Raw genomic sequence first — 14922 nt, 5'->3', positions numbered from 1 at the left:
TTCCCGGACAAGTCGGCCCCGTACGCACCCGTTCGGGTGAACGGCCGTCGACACGACCGCGCCCGCCCCGGCGTCCCGAGTGCCCCGGTGCCGTGGCGCCCCTGCGCCCCGTCCCTCAGTACGTCAGTCGGCTTCCGCCGCCCGGGGTGCTCGTGCTCGCCTCGACCAGGGCGTCGACGACGGCCTCGACGTCGGGCAGCCACGGGCGGGCCGAGCCCGCGAGGGGTGCCCGCTCCCACCGGACCGGGCCGGTGCCCGTGACGGAGGGCGGCAGCAGGAGGTAGCCGCCCTCGCCGTGGAAACGGAGCGAGCTGGGCACGCTGTCCTTGGCGTACAGCAGCTCGCCCAGCCGTTCGAGGCCGTACGGGGCGACGAGGATCGACCACCGGGTCGGGGTCGCGACCACCGGGCCCAGCCGCATGCCGGTCGCGTCGAGCGCGGCGAGGGCCCGCGCGCCCGCCACCGCGGGCAGGCTGACGGCACAGGGCGCGCCGCCGCCGGTGGCGAGGAGCACCGGGGCGTCCGGGCGCCTGGCCCACCACCAGCGGACCATGCGCTCGTCCGTGGTGGCCGCGAGCAGTCCGGGGTCGTACGGGTGCGCCCCGGGGACCGCGCAGTCGGGGTCGGGGCAGGCGCAGGCCGCGCCGGCGGCCGTACGGGTCGTCGTTCTCAGGCCCGCTCCCGGCAGGACGGGCCAGTCCCACTCGACGGCGAAGGTGACCGCCGCGTCGAGCCGGGCGGTCCTCGCCTTGCGCCGGGACCGGAGCCTGCGTCGCCTTCCGAGGATCTCGCGCATGAGCGCTCGTTCCTTTCCGTTGAACGCCGAATCCACATCACACCATGTGCAGGACACTTCACCGTGCGTATCAGCGCGTACCGGGTCGGCGGGGTGGCGCCCCGCGTTCGAGCGGGGCCGGCCGGGCCGGGACCAGGTGGAACCGAGTGGAACCAGGTGGAGCCAGGTCAGAACCAGGTGGTGCCGGGCCGTGTCCGGCGGCGGGTCGGAACACGTTCCCCGCCACACGGGAGGGGGGTGCGGCCTGCGGCATGAAAGACGCCGGGGTCCCGCGTCACGTTCCAGGGCAGCTCCAACTGCCCCTGCCTGTCACCGATTACGTACCCAGCACGCTCGGAATGACGCGCTTTCAAACGACGCCAGTCGACCGCAAAAGGTGCACACCGGGGACAATTTTCGGCCAACTTCCCGCGCACTTCAACCCTCGCGCACGACCTCACGGACACCACAAGTCCCGTGGGGACAATGCTGGACATCGTTCCTCTTGTGCGTGTACATGTGGATGCATCGAGCGGCTCGGAATGACATGGGGGTTTGCGATGCTATGGCGTCAAACGCACCGGTCGGAAAGCCGACTGACATGAGTGCCCCACACATGCCGAAAGTGGCTGGAATCGATGCCACGGTTCCCGGGCCCCCGCACACTACGGCGCCCCTCCCCGGCGTCCCGGCGGCGGCGCCCCCCTCCGACGCGGTCCCGCCGCCCGGAGCGCTGATCCAGGACCGGCTGGCCGCGTGGGTCTCCGACCTCACCACGCTCCACGAACTCACCGAGCGCCTCATCAGGACCTCCTCCCTCGACGAGGCCCTCCGCGAGGCGCTCGGCGCCGGCGCCGCGCTCGTCGGCGCCCGCCGCGGCATGGCCGTCCTCGAACCGTCCGACGGCCTCGGCCCCGCCGCCACCATCGGCCTCGGCCTCGCCCACGCCGACCTCGGCACCATCGAGACCGTCCCGCGCGGCGCCACCGGCTACGGCCGCCTCCTCGACGGCCTCCCCGAGCCCGGGCGCCCGGACCACGTCCCCGATCCGATCGCCATCCGCGACGTACGCACCGAGGAAGGCCTCGACCCGCGCCACCGCGAGGTCGCCGCCCGCCTCGGCTACGCCGCCAGCTACGCCCTCCCCCTCGCCACCGAGGAGGCCGGCCGGCTCGGCGCGGCCGTCTGGCTCTACGACGAGCCCGCCGAACCCACCGACCGCCAGCGCCACCTCATCGGGCTCTACGGCCGCTTCGCCACCGAGCACCTCGCCCGCCTCCTCCAGGTCGAGCGCGCCCGCGTGCAGATCTCCACCGTCGCCGAGGAGCTGCTCCCCAGCCGCCTCCCCCGCGTCCCCGGCGTCCAGCTCGCCGCCCGCCACAGCACCGGACCGCTGGGCGGCGGCGACTGGTACGACGCGCTGCCGCTGCCCGACGGCGCCCTCGGGCTCGCCGTCGGCTCCGTCTCCGGGACCGGACCCAGCGCGCTCGCCGCGATGGGCCGGCTGCGCGCCTCGCTCCGGGCGTACGCCGTGATGGAGGGCGAGGACCCGGTCGCCGTCCTCTCGGACCTGGAACTGCTGCTCCGGCTCACCGAGCCCGCCCGCTCGGCGACCGCGCTCTTCGCGTACGCCGAGCCCGCGCAGCGCCGGATCGTCCTCGCCGGGGCCGGGCACGCCCCGCCGCTGCTCGTCGGCGACCGGCGGACCGAGTTCGTCGAGACCTCGCTGTCGGCCCCGCTGGGCATGCTCTCCTGCTGGGAGGCGCCGAGCGTGGAGCTGTCCCCCGCGCCCGGAGAAACGGTGCTTCTCTACACCGACGGGCTGCTCCGCCGTACCGGCGACGCCATGGACCGCGCCTTCGCCCGGCTGCACGCGGCCGCCGCGAGCGTGCCGAGGGCGGACCGGGGCGACCCCGGCGCCGTGGCCGACCACGTCCTGCGGACCCTGCTGCCCGAGGGCCTCGACCCCGCCGTGGACGGGGAGGACGTGGTCCTGCTCGCCGCCCGCTTCGAGTGAGATTCCCGTGCGATCCGTGTAAGCGGAACGTGACTCTTCGGTAAGAGGCCTTCCGGCCCTGTGCCCCCTTCCGCACGACCGTACGATGGTGGGGGTTCAGTGTCGTACCAAGAGGAGGCAGACCCGTGGCCGAGGAGCTCACGCCGGAGACCCCGGAAGAGTCGACCGAAGAGCAGGCGATCAAGCAGCGGAAGAACGGCCTCTACCCGGGCGTCTCCGACGAGCTGGCCGAGAACATGAAGTCCGGCTGGGCCGACACCGAGCTGCGCGACCTCGCGCCGATCGCCCAGGCCGGCGAGACCGCCGCGCGCCGCGCCGCCGTCTCCGCCCGCTTCCCGGGCGAGCGCCTGGTGATCCCGGCCGGAAACCTGAAGACCCGGTCGAACGACACCGAGTACAGCTTCCGCGCCTCCACCGAGTACGCGTACCTCACCGGCGACCAGACCCAGGACGGCGTCCTCGTCCTGGAGCCCACCGCCGACGGCCACGAGGCCACGATCTACCTGCTGCCGCGCTCCGACCGCGAGAACGGCGAGTTCTGGCTGCACGGCCAGGGCGAGCTGTGGGTCGGCCGCCGCCACTCCCTCGGCGAGGCCGAGCAGCTCCTCGGCATCCCCGCCAAGGACGTCCGCGAGCTCGCCGAGGCGCTGCGCGAGGCCACCGGCCCCGTCCGCAACGTCCGCGGCCACGACGCCGGCATCGAGGCCGCGCTGACCGACAAGGTCACCGCCGAGCGCGACGAGGAACTGCGGGTCTTCCTCTCCGAGGCCCGCCTCGTCAAGGACGCCTTCGAGATCGCCGAGCTGGAGAAGGCCTGCGCCTCCACCGCCCGCGGCTTCGAGGACGTCGTGAAGGTCCTCGACAAGGCCGAGGCCACCAGCGAGCGCTACATCGAGGGCACGTTCTTCCTGCGCGCCCGCGTCGAGGGCAACGACATCGGCTACGGCTCCATCTGCGCCGCCGGCCCGCACGCCACCACCCTGCACTGGGTGCGCAACGACGGCGACGTCCGCTCCGGCGACCTGCTGCTGCTCGACGCCGGCGTGGAGACCACCGAGCTCTACACCGCCGACATCACCCGCACCCTGCCGATCAACGGCCGGTACACCGAGCTCCAGCGCAAGATCTACGACGCCGTGTACGAGGCGCAGGAGGCCGGCATCGCCGCGGTGAAGCCCGGCGCCGCCTACCGCGACTTCCACGACGCCGCCCAGCGCGTCCTCGCCGAGAAGCTCGTCGAGTGGGGCCTCGTCGAGGGCCCGGTCGAGCGCGTCCTGGAGCTCGGCCTCCAGCGCCGCTGGACCCTGCACGGCACCGGCCACATGCTCGGCATGGACGTCCACGACTGCGCCGCCGCGCGCACCGAGATGTACGTGAACACCACCCTCGAGCCGGGCATGTGCCTGACCGTCGAGCCGGGCCTGTACTTCCAGGCCGACGACCTGACCGTGCCGGAGGAGTACCGCGGCATCGGCGTCCGGATCGAGGACGACATCCTCGTCACCGAGGACGGCAACCGGAACCTGTCGGACGGGCTGCCGCGCCGCTCCGACGAGGTCGAGGCGTGGATGGCCGCGCTGAAGGGCTGACCTCCGCGTAGGTTGGAACCGAAGGGCCCCCGCCGACCGACCGGCGGGGGCCCTTCCCCGTGTCTCCGACGGAGGCCTTCCCCGTGTCACCTGCGGGAGGCCTTCCCCGTGCCACCGAGCGTCCCCGGGGGGCGGCCCGTCAGGCCAGCAGCAGGGACGGGCTGTCCCGCCACTTCAGGATCTTGTCGAAACTGACCACCGCGCCGCCCCGGCCCGAACGGTTCCCGAACTGCACGTGGTCGGCGAGCTCCTCGATCAGCCGCAGCCCCCGGCCGTGCTCGGCGTCGTCCGACGGCGCCCGCGGCACCCCGGCGCCCGGGAAGCCCGGCCCCGCGTCGGCCACCTCGATGCGGCAGGTCTCGCCGTCCAGGTACGCCGTCACCCGGTACGCCCCCGAGGGCGACCCGCCCGGCAGGCCGGTACCGGCCCCGCCGCCGTGCTCGACCGCGTTCGCACAGGCCTCCGTGAGCGCGACCGACAGGTCGTAGGACACGTCGGGGTCGACGCCCGCCGTCTCCATCGTGCCCAGCAGGAGCCGCCGGGCGAGGGGCACGCTCGCGGCCTCGCGCCGCAGATGGAGTGACCACCAGATGCTCATGCTCCAGCCTCCCGGCAGCGGCTCGACATACCGTTACCTATTGCCGGACGGAACCCTTCGTAAGCCCCCGAAGCCGTCAAGAGCGCTCGTTCGGCGGATGCGACCGGCCGTGCGCCGGTGTATGTCCGGCCGAAGACCCCCGTATGTCACCCCGAAGAGGCCCAAGAACGACCTTCCGGACCTGCCGCATGGCGGTGCGGCCCCTGGTGCGATGATGGGCCCGCCATGACTGCCCCCGCGCTCGCTCCACGGCTGCTGAGGGCCGCGGTGTTCACCGCGGTCTGCGTCGTGCTGTCCGCGCTGGGCCACGCCCTCGCCGCCTGCGCGGGGATCGCCCTGTGGACCCTCCTCGCCGGATTCCTCGGCGTCTTCGGGATCACCGTCCTCTTCGCCGGCCGCGAACGCTCCCTCGGCTTCGTCGTCACCGCCCTCGCCGGCGGGCAGCTCGGCCTGCACGTCCTCTTCGGCCTCGGACAGCGCCGGCTCGCCCTGGGCCCCGAGGCCGACGAAGCCCTCGTACGGATGGCCGCCCGGCTCGTCTGCGGCGCGGGACCGTCGTCCCTCAGCACCGCCGACGCCGCCCGGATCGTCACCGACGCCGGACTCGACCCGGCCGGCCCGCACGCCCACACCGGGCACGCGGCCGCCGCGCCCGCGGCCGACCTGCTGCCCGGGCTGCCCATGCTCCTCGGGCACCTGCTCGCCGCGCTGGCCACGGGCTGGCTGCTGCGCCGCGGCGACCGCGCCCTCCGGCGGCTCGTCGAGCTCTCCGGGCAGGGCGCCGCCGAGCTCGCCGAGTGCGCGCTCGTGCGCTCGCTGCGGGCCGCGCTGCGCCTCGTACGGGCCCTGCTCGCCGGACTGCCGACGGACCCGCGCACGGGACCGCGGCCGGCCGTCCGCACCGCGGGCGACTCCTCGCCGCCGCCGGTAGCCGAGGCACTCAGGAACACGGTGATCAGGCGCGGCCCGCCGGCCGCCGACTGCGTCCTCGCAGCCTGACGCGGACCGCTCACCGGGAGCGGGGCCGCGCTCGTCCGCACGCCTGTGCTGGGACATCGTGTCCCCCGGCGCGCCGGGCTCCCCCGTCTTCCTCCGAGCTGGAGTGTCCTCTGCCATGAACGTCTCCCGTGTCGCCCTCGCCGGCGGTATCGCCCTCTCCTCCGTCGTCCTGCTCTCCGGTACGGCCTTCGCGCACGTCAGCGTCCAGCCGCAGGGCGAGGCCGCCAAGGGCGGCTACGCGACCGTCAACCTCAAGGTCCCCAACGAGCGCGACAACGCCTCCACCGTGAAGGTCGAGGTCAACTTCCCGCTCGACCACCCGCTGGCCTCCGTCATGCCGCAGCCCGTCCCCGGCTGGAAGGCCGTGGTGACCAAGAGCAAGCTCGCCAAGCCGCTGGAGCTGCACGGCAAGAAGATCGACCAGGCCGTCGCCAAGGTCACCTGGACCGCCGACGGCTCGAAGATCGGCCCCGGCGAGTTCCAGCAGTTCCCGCTCTCCCTCGGCCGGCTGCCCGAGGACACCGACGAGCTCGTGCTCAAGGCGATCCAGACGTACGACAACAAGGAGGTCGTGCGCTGGATCGAGGAGTCGAAGGAGGGTGCGGAGGAGCCGCAGAACCCGGCCCCCGTCCTGAAGCTCTCCGCCGCCTCCGCCGACCACCACGGCGGCGGCGCCACTCCCACGGCCACCGCCTCCGCGGACGCGAAGGGCGGCCACGACGACAAGGCCGGCGGCCACGAGGAGACCGCGGCCGCACCCTCGTCGAGCGACACCACGGCCCGCGTCCTCGGCGTCATCGGCATCCTCGTGGGTGTCGCCGGTGTCGCCTTCGGCCTCCTCGCCGGACGCCGCCGCTCGGCCTGATGGCCGCACCCTCACCCGAGAACCGAAAGAACCACCATGTCTGAAGAGAAGAAGCCCGGGGCGGCCACGGCCCGTCCCGGGCGGCGCACCCCCCTGGTGATCGCGGCCGTCGCCATCGCCGCGGCGATCGGCCTCACCGCGGCCGTCGGCCTCGGCGGCAACGACGACAAGGCCTCCGGGCCGGTCGCCGAGGTCACCGGCGGCACCGACCCGGCCAAGGCCGCGACCGTCCTCGACCGGCCGTTCACCAAGCCCTCGCTCGTCCTCACCGACACCAAGGGCGAGAAGTACGACCTGGTCGAGCGCACCAAGGGCAAGCCGACCCTCGTCTACTTCGGCTACACGCACTGCCCCGACGTCTGCCCCCTGACGATGAGCAACATCGCCATCGCCAAGAAGCGGCTCCCCAAGGCCGACCAGGACAAGCTCCAGGTCGTCTTCGTCACCACCGACCCCGAGCGGGACACCGCCGCCGAGCTCGCCAAGTGGCTGCCCGCCGCCGGCGACCCCTCCTTCACCGGTCTCACCGGCGACTTCTCCGCCATCCAGGCGGGCGCCAAGCAGATCGGCATCGGCATCGACCCGCCGAAGGTGGAGGACGGCAAGGTCGTCTCCATGCACGGAGCCCAGGTCATCGCCTTCTCGCCCGCCACCGACCAGGGCTACGTCCTGTACGGCGAGGACGCGTCCGTCGACGACTACGCCAAGGACCTGCCGAAGATCATCAAGGGGGAGAACCCGTGAACCGCCGCACCACCGCCCTGACCGCCGCCGTGGCGCTCGCCGCCTCGCTCGCGCTGACCGGGTGCTCGTCCTCCGACGGCAAGCCCCGCCTGGAGGTCAGCGGCGCCTTCATGCCCCAGCCCGTGATGGACATGGCCGGCGGCTTCCTCACCATCAAGAACGACGGCGACACGGCGGACAAGCTCACCTCCGTCACCAGCCCGCTCTCCGACGACGTCACCATCCACGAGTCGAAGGACCAGAAGATGCGGGAGGTGAAGTCCTTCGACATCCCCGCGAACGGGGAGCTGAAGCTCGAACGCGGCGGCAACCACATCATGTTCATGGAACTGAAGTCGAAGCCGAAGCAGGGCGACAAGGTCAGCATCGAGCTGCACTTCGAGAAGGCCGACCCCATCAAGGTCGACGTTCCCGTCGAGGCGGCCAACCACAACCCGCAGCAGCACTGAGCTCGTTGACGGAGTGACACAGAGATGACAACCACCGCCCCGCGCCTCGGTACCGCCCTGGCCCGGCTGCTCGTCCTCGCGGCCGCGCTGCTCGGCACGCTCCTCGCCGGCGCCGCCCCCGCCTCCGCGCACGCGGCGCTGACCGGAAGCGACCCGAAGGACGGGGCGGTGGTCGCCACCGCCCCCAAGGAGGTCAACCTCACCTTCTCCGAACAGGTGGCCATGAGCCCCGACTCGATCCGGGTCCTCGACCCGGCGGGCCGGCGGGCCGACACCGGAGAGATCCGGGACCTGTGCAGCGGATCCGTCGTCCGCTACGGGGTGGGGCTCCGCGCCGGACTGCCCGACGGCACCTACACCGTCGCCTGGCAGACCGTCTCGGCCGACAGCCACCCCATCGCCGGCGCCTTCACCTTCTCCATCGGCGCCCCCTCCACGACCTCCGTCGCCCTGCCCGACCAGGCGGCCGGCGGCGGACCCGTCGGCGTCCTCTACGGCATCGCGCGCTACCTCTCGTACGCCGGATTCGCCGTCCTCGTCGGCGGCGGCGCCTTCGTCCTGGTCTGCTGGCCGCGCGGCGCGAGCGTCCGGCCCGTCCAGCAGACGGTCGTACGGGGCTGGCTCACCCTCACCGGGGCCACCCTGGCGATGCTGCTCCTGCGCAACCCGTACACCGGTTCCGGCGAGCTCGCGGACGCCTTCGACCTGGCGGGCCTGAAGGCCGTCCTGGAGACCAAGACCGGGGCCGCGCTCACCTCCCGGCTGCTGCTGCTCGGCGCCGCCGCGCTCTTCGTGGCCGTCCTCTTCGGCGCCTACCCCCGGCGCACCGACCCGAAGGAGAGGAAGGACCTCGCCTTCGGACTCGGCATCGGCGGCACCGTCGTCGCCGCGGGCATCGCCGGCACCTGGGCCCTGGCCGAGCACGCCTCGACCGGCATCCAGCCCGGCATCGCCATGCCGGTCGACATCCTCCACCTCCTCGCCGTCGCCGCCTGGCTCGGCGGCCTCACCGTCCTCCTCGTCGCCCTCTACCGGGCGCCGTCCCTCGAACGCCGTGCCGTCGCGCGCTTCTCCAAGGTCGCCTTCGGCTCCGTGACCGTCCTCGCGGCCACCGGGCTCTACCAGTCCTGGCGCCAGGTCGGTTCCTGGTCCGCCCTCACCGGCACCAGCTACGGCCGGCTGCTCCTCGTCAAGATCGGCCTCCTCGCCGTCCTCGTCGGCATCGCCTGGATATCCCGCCGCTGGACCCAGCGCCTGGCCGACAGCAGCGAGACCGACGCCGACACCGACACCGACACCGACACCGACGCTCGCCTTGAGGCCGAGTCCGAGACCGGGGCCGGGGCCGTATCCGAGTCCGACACCGACACCGACACCGACACCGAGCGTGAGTCCGAGGCCGCCGGGATCGACCCCGAGCGGGCCGTGCAGCTCGCCCGGCAGCGGGCCGCCGTGGCCACCGCGCGGCGGAAGCGGGAGCGGGACGCCGATCCGGAGCGGGCCGGGCTGCGCCGCTCGGTGCTGACGGAGGCCGCCGTCGCCGTCGTGCTGCTCGCCGTGACCACGATCCTCACGTCGACCGAGCCGGGCCGCACCGAGGAGGAGGCCGGGCGGGCGGGCTCCACCGCCGCCGGTCCCGCCGCGGTGCCCGACCGGCCGGTCGACATCCGGCTGCCGTTCGACACCGGGGGCGTCGACGGCAAGGGCGTCGTCCGGCTCAGCCTCGACCCCGGCCGCACCGGCGCCAACGCTCTCCACCTCTTCGTCGAACGCCCCAACGGCAAGCCGCTGGACGTCCCGGAGATCAAGGTGGCCCTCACCCTGGAGGCGAAGGACATCGGACCGCTGCCCGTCGCCCCCGACCGGATCCAGACCGGACACTGGAGCGCGAGCGGCGTCCAGATCCCGCTGCCGGGCGAGTGGAAGATCCAGGTCACCGTCCGCACCTCCGAGATCGACCAGACCACCATCGACAAGAACGTGAAGATCGGCTGAGCGACGTGACCGACAGCGACAACCTTGAGATCTCCCGGCGGCGCCTGCTCGGCACCGTCGGCGCGGCGGGCGCGGCCGGGCTCGTCATCGGCGCGGCCGGCGGGGTCGGCGTCTCCGCGGCGGCGTCCGGCGGCGACGGCGCCGACGGGTCCGGGGCGGGCGGCGCGCCGGCGCTGACCTCGGTCGGCGCGACCGAGGTGATGTTCCACGGGAAACATCAGGCCGGCATCACCACCCCCCTCCAGTCGCGCGGCCATCTGGTCGCCTTCGACCTCGCCCCCGGCGCGGGTCGCAAGGAGGCGGCCGCGCTGCTGCGCCGCTGGTCGGTCACGGCGAAGGCGCTGATGGCGGGCAAGGCGCCGGCCGGGGACACGGGTGTCGCGCTCGACGCGGGTCCCTCCTCCCTCACGGTCACGTTCGGCTTCGGCCGCACCTTCTTCGACCGCACCGGGCTCGCCGCGCGCCGCCCGGCCGCGCTCGACCCGCTGCCGGCCTTCTCCGCCGACGCGCTGGACGCCAGGCGCTCGGAGGGCGACCTGTGGGTGCAGATCGGTGCCGACGACGCCCTCGTCGCCTTCCACGCGCTGCGCGCCCTGCAGAAGGACGCGGGCGACGCCGCCCGGGTCCGCTGGCAGATGAACGGCTTCAACCGCTCGGCCGGTGCCACCGCGAAGCCGATGACCGCCCGCAACCTCATGGGCCAGGTCGACGGCACCGGGAACCCGAAGCCCACGGACCCCGACTTCGACCGGCGGATCTTCGTCCCGGCCGGGGCGGGCGGCGCCGAGGAGTGGATGGCGGGCGGCTCGTACGCGGTGGTGCGCCGGATCCGGATGCTGCTCGACGACTGGGAGAAGCTGCCCCAGGACCGGCAGGAGCAGGTGATCGGGCGGCGGAAGTCCGACGGGGCGCCGCTCAGCGGCGGTGGCGAGACGACCGAACTCGACCTGAACAAGCTCGGTCCCGACGGGAAGCCGGTGATCCCCGACAACGCGCACTCCCGGATCTCCGCCCCCGAACAGAACGGCGGGGCGGCGATGCTGCGCAGGCCGTTCTCCTTCCACGACGGGATCGGCCCGGACGGGACTCCGGACGCCGGGCTGCTCTTCGTCTGCTGGCAGGCGGACCCGCTGAAGGGCTTCGTCCCGGTGCAGCGGAAGCTCGACCGCGGGGACGCGCTGTCCACGTTCATCCGCCACGAGGCCAGCGGCCTGTTCGCCGTGCCGGGCGGCCCCGCCGAGGGCGAGTACGTGGGCCAGCGGCTCCTGGAGGCATGAGCGGGGAGTCCGTTCGAGCGGGCGGCCCGCGCCCCCGGCGACCATTAGGGTGACGGTATGTCCGCCACCCGGTTCACGTATCTCGGCCCCGAGGGCACCTTCACGGAGGCCGCGCTCCGTACGCTGCCCGAGGCGGCGACGCGGGAGCTCGTCCCGATGGTCTCCGTCCCGGCGGCGCTCGACGCCGTACGGAACGGGGAGGCCGCCGCCGCGCTCGTCCCGATCGAGAACTCGGTCGAGGGCGGGGTGACCGCGACCCTGGACGAGCTGGCCTCCGGCGAGCCGCTGATGATCTACCGCGAGGTGCTCCTCCCGATCGCCTTCGCGCTGCTCGTGCGGCCCGGCACCAAGCTCTCGGAGATCAAGACGGTGACGGGCCACCCGGTGGCCCAGCCGCAGGTGCGGAACTGGCTGCGGGCGCACCTGCCCGACGCGATGTGGGAGTCGGCCGCCTCCAACGCGGACGGCGCCCGGCTGGTGCAGGAGGGCCGCTTCGACGCCGCCTTCGCCGGGGAGTTCGCGGCGGCGACGTACGGCCTCGAAGCGCTGGTCACGGAGATCCACGACGCGGAGAACGCCGAGACCCGCTTCGTGCTGGTGGGCCGGCCGGCCCGCCCGGCGGCCCCGACGGGCGCGGACAAGACCTCGGTGGTGCTGTGGCTGGGTGACGATCATCCGGGTGCCCTCCTCGAACTGCTCCAGGAGTTCGCGGTGCGTGGGGTGAACCTGATGCTGATCCAGTCCCGCCCCACGGGGGCCGGGATCGGGAACTACTGCTTCGCCGTGGACGCCGAGGGCCATATCTCGGACCGGCGGGTGGGCGAGGCGCTGATGGGGCTCAAGCGGATCTGCCCCCAGGTGCGGTTCCTCGGCTCGTACCCGAGGGCGGGTGTCGACGTCGAGGACGTGCTGCCGCTGCGGCGCGGGACTTCGGACCAGGCGTTCACTGCGGCCTCCGACTGGCTGGCGAGGGCCCAGGACGGTCGGGCCTGACCCGATACTGACCGACCACCCCCACTGCCGGGGGCGGTCGTCCACAGGTGCGAACCAGTAGTCCTACCTGCATACTTTTCAGTTACCCACAGAGGTTATCCACAGGCGTTTCACCCAGCCTGGGGACAAGTCGACACCGCACTCCGACAAGGTCGACAAATCACCCTGCCGACTCCCCGCTCATCCGCCGTCCGTCCACAGCGCCCGACTGACGCCCACGTCAGCGCCTCGCGCCCTATCAACCCTTTGGGGCGAGTAATTCCCACCCAAATGAGTGGGCAAATGGTGTTTGATCACGGAATTCCCAGGACCGGCAGCGGAAATCCACTCCCCCTCCCCGGTAGTCCACAGATCTTCCGCACAGCCTGTGGATAAGTGAATGCGAGCCCCTCTGGTCCGACATTCACACGGGCCCCAATTCGGGCAAAACAACACGCACGACAACGCGTGCCCTTATCCGGTGGGGCCGGGCGAACGCGCAACGGTAGCCTGGTGGGGTGATTGACCTTCGCCTGCTCCGTGAGGACCCCGACCGTGTTCGCGCCTCCCAGCGCGCCCGTGGAGAGGACGTCGCGCTCGTCGACGCCCTGCTCTCCGCCGATGAGCGGCGCAGGTCGTCCGGCGTCCGCTTCGACGAGCTCCGATCCGAGCAGAAGGCGCTCGGCAAGCTGATCCCCAAGGCCACCCCCGAGGAGCGCGCAGAGCTCCTCCAGAAGGCCGAGCAGCTCAAGACCGACGTCAAGGCCGCCGAGGCCGAACAGAACGACGCCGACGAGACCGCCAAGCGCCTCCTGCTCCAGCTCGGGAACATCGTCCACACGGACGTCCCGGTCGGCGGCGAGGAGGACTTCGTCGTCCTGGAGACGCACGGCACCATCCGCGACTTCGCGGCCGAGGGCTTCGAGCCCAAGGACCACCTGGAGCTCGGCGAGGCGCTCGGCGCCATCGACGTCGAGCGGGGCGCCAAGGTCTCCGGCTCGCGCTTCTACTACCTGACCGGCGTCGGCGCGCTCCTGGAGCTCGCCCTGGTCAACGCGGCGATCGCGCAGGCCACCGAGGCCGGCTTCATCCCCATGCTGACCCCCGCGCTGGTCCGTCCGCGCGCCATGGAGGGCACCGGCTTCCTCGGCCAGGCCGCGGAGAACGTGTACCACCTGGAGAAGGACGACTACTACCTCGTCGGCACGTCCGAGGTGCCCCTCGCGGCGTACCACATGGACGAGATCATCGACGCCGACAAGCTGCCGCTGCGGTACGCGGGCTTCTCGCCCTGCTTCCGCCGCGAGGCCGGCACGTACGGCAAGGACACCCGGGGCATCTTCCGCGTCCACCAGTTCGACAAGGTCGAGATGTTCTCGTACGTCGCGCCGGAGGACGCCGAGGCCGAGCACAAGCGTCTCCTGGAGTGGGAGAAGCAGTGGCTGACCGGTCTTGAGCTGCCGTTCCAGGTGATCGACGTCGCCACCGGCGACCTCGGCGCCTCGGCCTCCCGCAAGTTCGACTGCGAGGCGTGGATCCCGACCCAGGGCAAGTACCGCGAGCTGACCTCCGCGTCGAACTGCGACAGCTTCCAGGCCCGTCGCCTCTCCGTCCGCATGCGCGACGAGCAGGGCGGCAAGAAGACCGTGCAGCCGCTGGCCACCCTGAACGGCACGCTGTGCGCCGTACCGCGCACGATCGTGGCGATCCTGGAGAACCACCAGCTCGCCGACGGTTCGGTGCGGGTGCCCGAGGTCCTGCGGCCCTACCTCGGCGGCCGCGAGGTCCTGGAGCCGATCGCCAAGTGAGCCCCTTCCCCTACCGCCTGGTCGCGACGGACCTCGACGGCACGCTGCTGCGTTCCGACGAGTCCGTCTCGGACCGTACGCGGGACGCGCTCGCCGCCGTCACGGCGGCGGGCGCCGCGCACATCGTGGTCACCGGCCGGGCGGTGCCCTGGACCCGGCACATCCTCGACGACCTCGGCTACGAGGGGATCGCGGTCTGTGGGCAGGGCGCGCAGGTCTACCACGCCGGCGAGCACCGGCTGCTGACCTCGCTGACCCTGGACCGGCAGCTCGCGGGGCTCGCCCTGTCCAAGATCGAGGCCGAGGTGGGCCCGCTGGCCCTGGCCGCGAGCCGTGACGGTCTGGAAGGCGAGGTCCTGATGGGCCCCGGCTACCGGGCGCAGGAAGGGCCCCTGCCGTACGTGCCGTACCAGGACCCGGCGGAGCTGTGGTCGGCGCCGCTGACCAAGCTGTACATCCAGCACCCGACGCTGACCGACGACGAGCTGACCGGGGCCGCCCGTGAGACCGTCGGCGGGCTCGTCGACGTCGTCATGGCCGGGCCCGGCATCGTGGAGATCCTCCCGCTCGGCCTGAGCAAGGCGACCGGCCTCTCCCTCGCGGCCCGCCGCCTCGGCGTGAAGGCCGCGGAGACGATCGCCTTCGGCGACATGCCGAACGACATCCCGATGTTCGGCTGGGCGGCCCACGGCGTGGCCATGGGGAACGCGCACGCGGAGCTCCGGGCGGTGGCCGACGAGGTGACCGCCTCCAACGAGGAGGACGGCATCGCGGTCGTCCTGGAACGGCTGCTGTCGGCCTGACCCCTGACCCTCCGAAACACGACGAAGGCCA

General features: G+C 72.8%; 13 protein-coding genes. 11 read left to right on the top strand and 2 right to left on the bottom strand.

Annotation, left to right across the window (positions count from 1 at the left end; genetic code table 11):
* Positions 1-115: 115 nt before the first annotated feature.
* Positions 116-796 carry a bifunctional DNA primase/polymerase gene (locus ACFCY7_RS06235; protein ID WP_376481795.1) on the bottom strand — a complete coding sequence of 227 codons (681 nt, stop codon included), beginning with the start codon at positions 794-796 and terminating at the stop codon, positions 116-118.
* Between the two features lie 544 nt (positions 797-1340).
* On the opposite strand from ACFCY7_RS06235, the gene ACFCY7_RS06230 reads away from it, so the two are divergent.
* On the top strand, positions 1341-2792 hold the full coding sequence (locus ACFCY7_RS06230) for a PP2C family protein-serine/threonine phosphatase (protein WP_376481793.1): 1452 nt from the start codon (positions 1341-1343) through the stop codon (positions 2790-2792).
* 125 nt (positions 2793-2917) lie between these two features.
* The gene (locus ACFCY7_RS06225; protein WP_376481792.1) at positions 2918-4381 is read left to right on the top strand and encodes an aminopeptidase P family protein; all 1464 of its coding nucleotides are present in this window, start codon (positions 2918-2920) and stop codon (positions 4379-4381) included.
* A gap of 139 nt (positions 4382-4520) precedes the next feature.
* Here ACFCY7_RS06225 and ACFCY7_RS06220 read toward each other — a convergent pair whose 3' ends face one another.
* A complete protein-coding gene (locus ACFCY7_RS06220; protein WP_376481790.1) occupies positions 4521-4979 on the bottom strand; it encodes an ATP-binding protein in 459 nt (152 codons plus the stop codon).
* A gap of 225 nt (positions 4980-5204) precedes the next feature.
* Between ACFCY7_RS06220 and ACFCY7_RS06215 the strand changes: the two genes are divergently transcribed.
* The 9 genes from ACFCY7_RS06215 (at position 5205) to ACFCY7_RS06175 (ending at position 14891) form a co-directional block, all read left to right on the top strand.
* Positions 5205-5978, top strand: a complete 774-nt coding sequence (locus ACFCY7_RS06215) for a hypothetical protein (RefSeq protein ID WP_376481789.1) — start codon at positions 5205-5207, stop codon at positions 5976-5978.
* 115 nt (positions 5979-6093) lie between these two features.
* A complete protein-coding gene (locus tag ACFCY7_RS06210) occupies positions 6094-6843 on the top strand; it encodes a YcnI family protein (RefSeq protein WP_376481788.1) in 750 nt (249 codons plus the stop codon).
* Positions 6844-6879: 36 nt separating this feature from the next.
* A complete protein-coding gene (locus ACFCY7_RS06205; protein ID WP_376481786.1) occupies positions 6880-7587 on the top strand; it encodes an SCO family protein in 708 nt (235 codons plus the stop codon).
* Positions 7584-8036: a copper chaperone PCu(A)C gene (locus ACFCY7_RS06200; protein WP_376481784.1), complete on the top strand. Its 453-nt coding sequence runs from the start codon at positions 7584-7586 to the stop codon at positions 8034-8036. Before ACFCY7_RS06205 ends, ACFCY7_RS06200 begins: the two co-directional genes overlap by 4 nt.
* A 24-nt stretch (positions 8037-8060) precedes the next feature.
* Complete coding sequence (locus ACFCY7_RS06195) at positions 8061-10031, top strand: copper resistance protein CopC (protein ID WP_376481782.1); 1971 nt, start codon at positions 8061-8063, stop codon at positions 10029-10031.
* Positions 10032-10036: 5 nt separating this feature from the next.
* A complete protein-coding gene (gene efeB, locus ACFCY7_RS06190; RefSeq protein WP_376481781.1) occupies positions 10037-11308 on the top strand; it encodes an iron uptake transporter deferrochelatase/peroxidase subunit in 1272 nt (423 codons plus the stop codon).
* 57 nt (positions 11309-11365) lie between these two features.
* The gene (gene pheA, locus ACFCY7_RS06185) at positions 11366-12301 is read left to right on the top strand and encodes a prephenate dehydratase (protein ID WP_376481779.1); all 936 of its coding nucleotides are present in this window, start codon (positions 11366-11368) and stop codon (positions 12299-12301) included.
* Positions 12302-12798: 497 nt separating this feature from the next.
* Positions 12799-14088: a serine--tRNA ligase gene (gene serS / locus ACFCY7_RS06180; RefSeq protein WP_376481777.1), complete on the top strand. Its 1290-nt coding sequence runs from the start codon at positions 12799-12801 to the stop codon at positions 14086-14088.
* A complete protein-coding gene (locus ACFCY7_RS06175; protein WP_376481776.1) occupies positions 14085-14891 on the top strand; it encodes an HAD family hydrolase in 807 nt (268 codons plus the stop codon). Before serS ends, ACFCY7_RS06175 begins: the two co-directional genes overlap by 4 nt.
* Positions 14892-14922 lie beyond the last annotated feature (31 nt).

It is taken from the genome of Streptomyces sp. NPDC056361 (assembly GCF_042262805.1).
Classification (GTDB): Bacteria; Actinomycetota; Actinomycetes; order Streptomycetales; family Streptomycetaceae; genus Streptomyces.
Note: the sequence above shows the minus strand (reverse complement) of the source record. Positions and strands in the feature narration are given on the sequence as shown.

Bases quoted from the DNA above. Each gene is read 5' to 3' on its own strand.
- ACFCY7_RS06235 (WP_376481795.1), bottom strand. From the start codon at position 796: ATGCGCGAGATCCTCGGAAGGCGACGCAGGCTCCGGTCCCGGCGCAAG.
- ACFCY7_RS06230 (WP_376481793.1), top strand. From the start codon at position 1,341: ATGGCGTCAAACGCACCGGTCGGAAAGCCGACTGACATGAGTGCCCCA.
- ACFCY7_RS06220 (WP_376481790.1), bottom strand. From the start codon at position 4,979: ATGAGCATCTGGTGGTCACTCCATCTGCGGCGCGAGGCCGCGAGCGTG.
- ACFCY7_RS06215 (WP_376481789.1), top strand. From the start codon at position 5,205: ATGACTGCCCCCGCGCTCGCTCCACGGCTGCTGAGGGCCGCGGTGTTC.
- ACFCY7_RS06210 (WP_376481788.1), top strand. From the start codon at position 6,094: ATGAACGTCTCCCGTGTCGCCCTCGCCGGCGGTATCGCCCTCTCCTCC.
- ACFCY7_RS06205 (WP_376481786.1), top strand. From the start codon at position 6,880: ATGTCTGAAGAGAAGAAGCCCGGGGCGGCCACGGCCCGTCCCGGGCGG.
- ACFCY7_RS06195 (WP_376481782.1), top strand. From the start codon at position 8,061: ATGACAACCACCGCCCCGCGCCTCGGTACCGCCCTGGCCCGGCTGCTC.
- pheA (WP_376481779.1), top strand. From the start codon at position 11,366: ATGTCCGCCACCCGGTTCACGTATCTCGGCCCCGAGGGCACCTTCACG.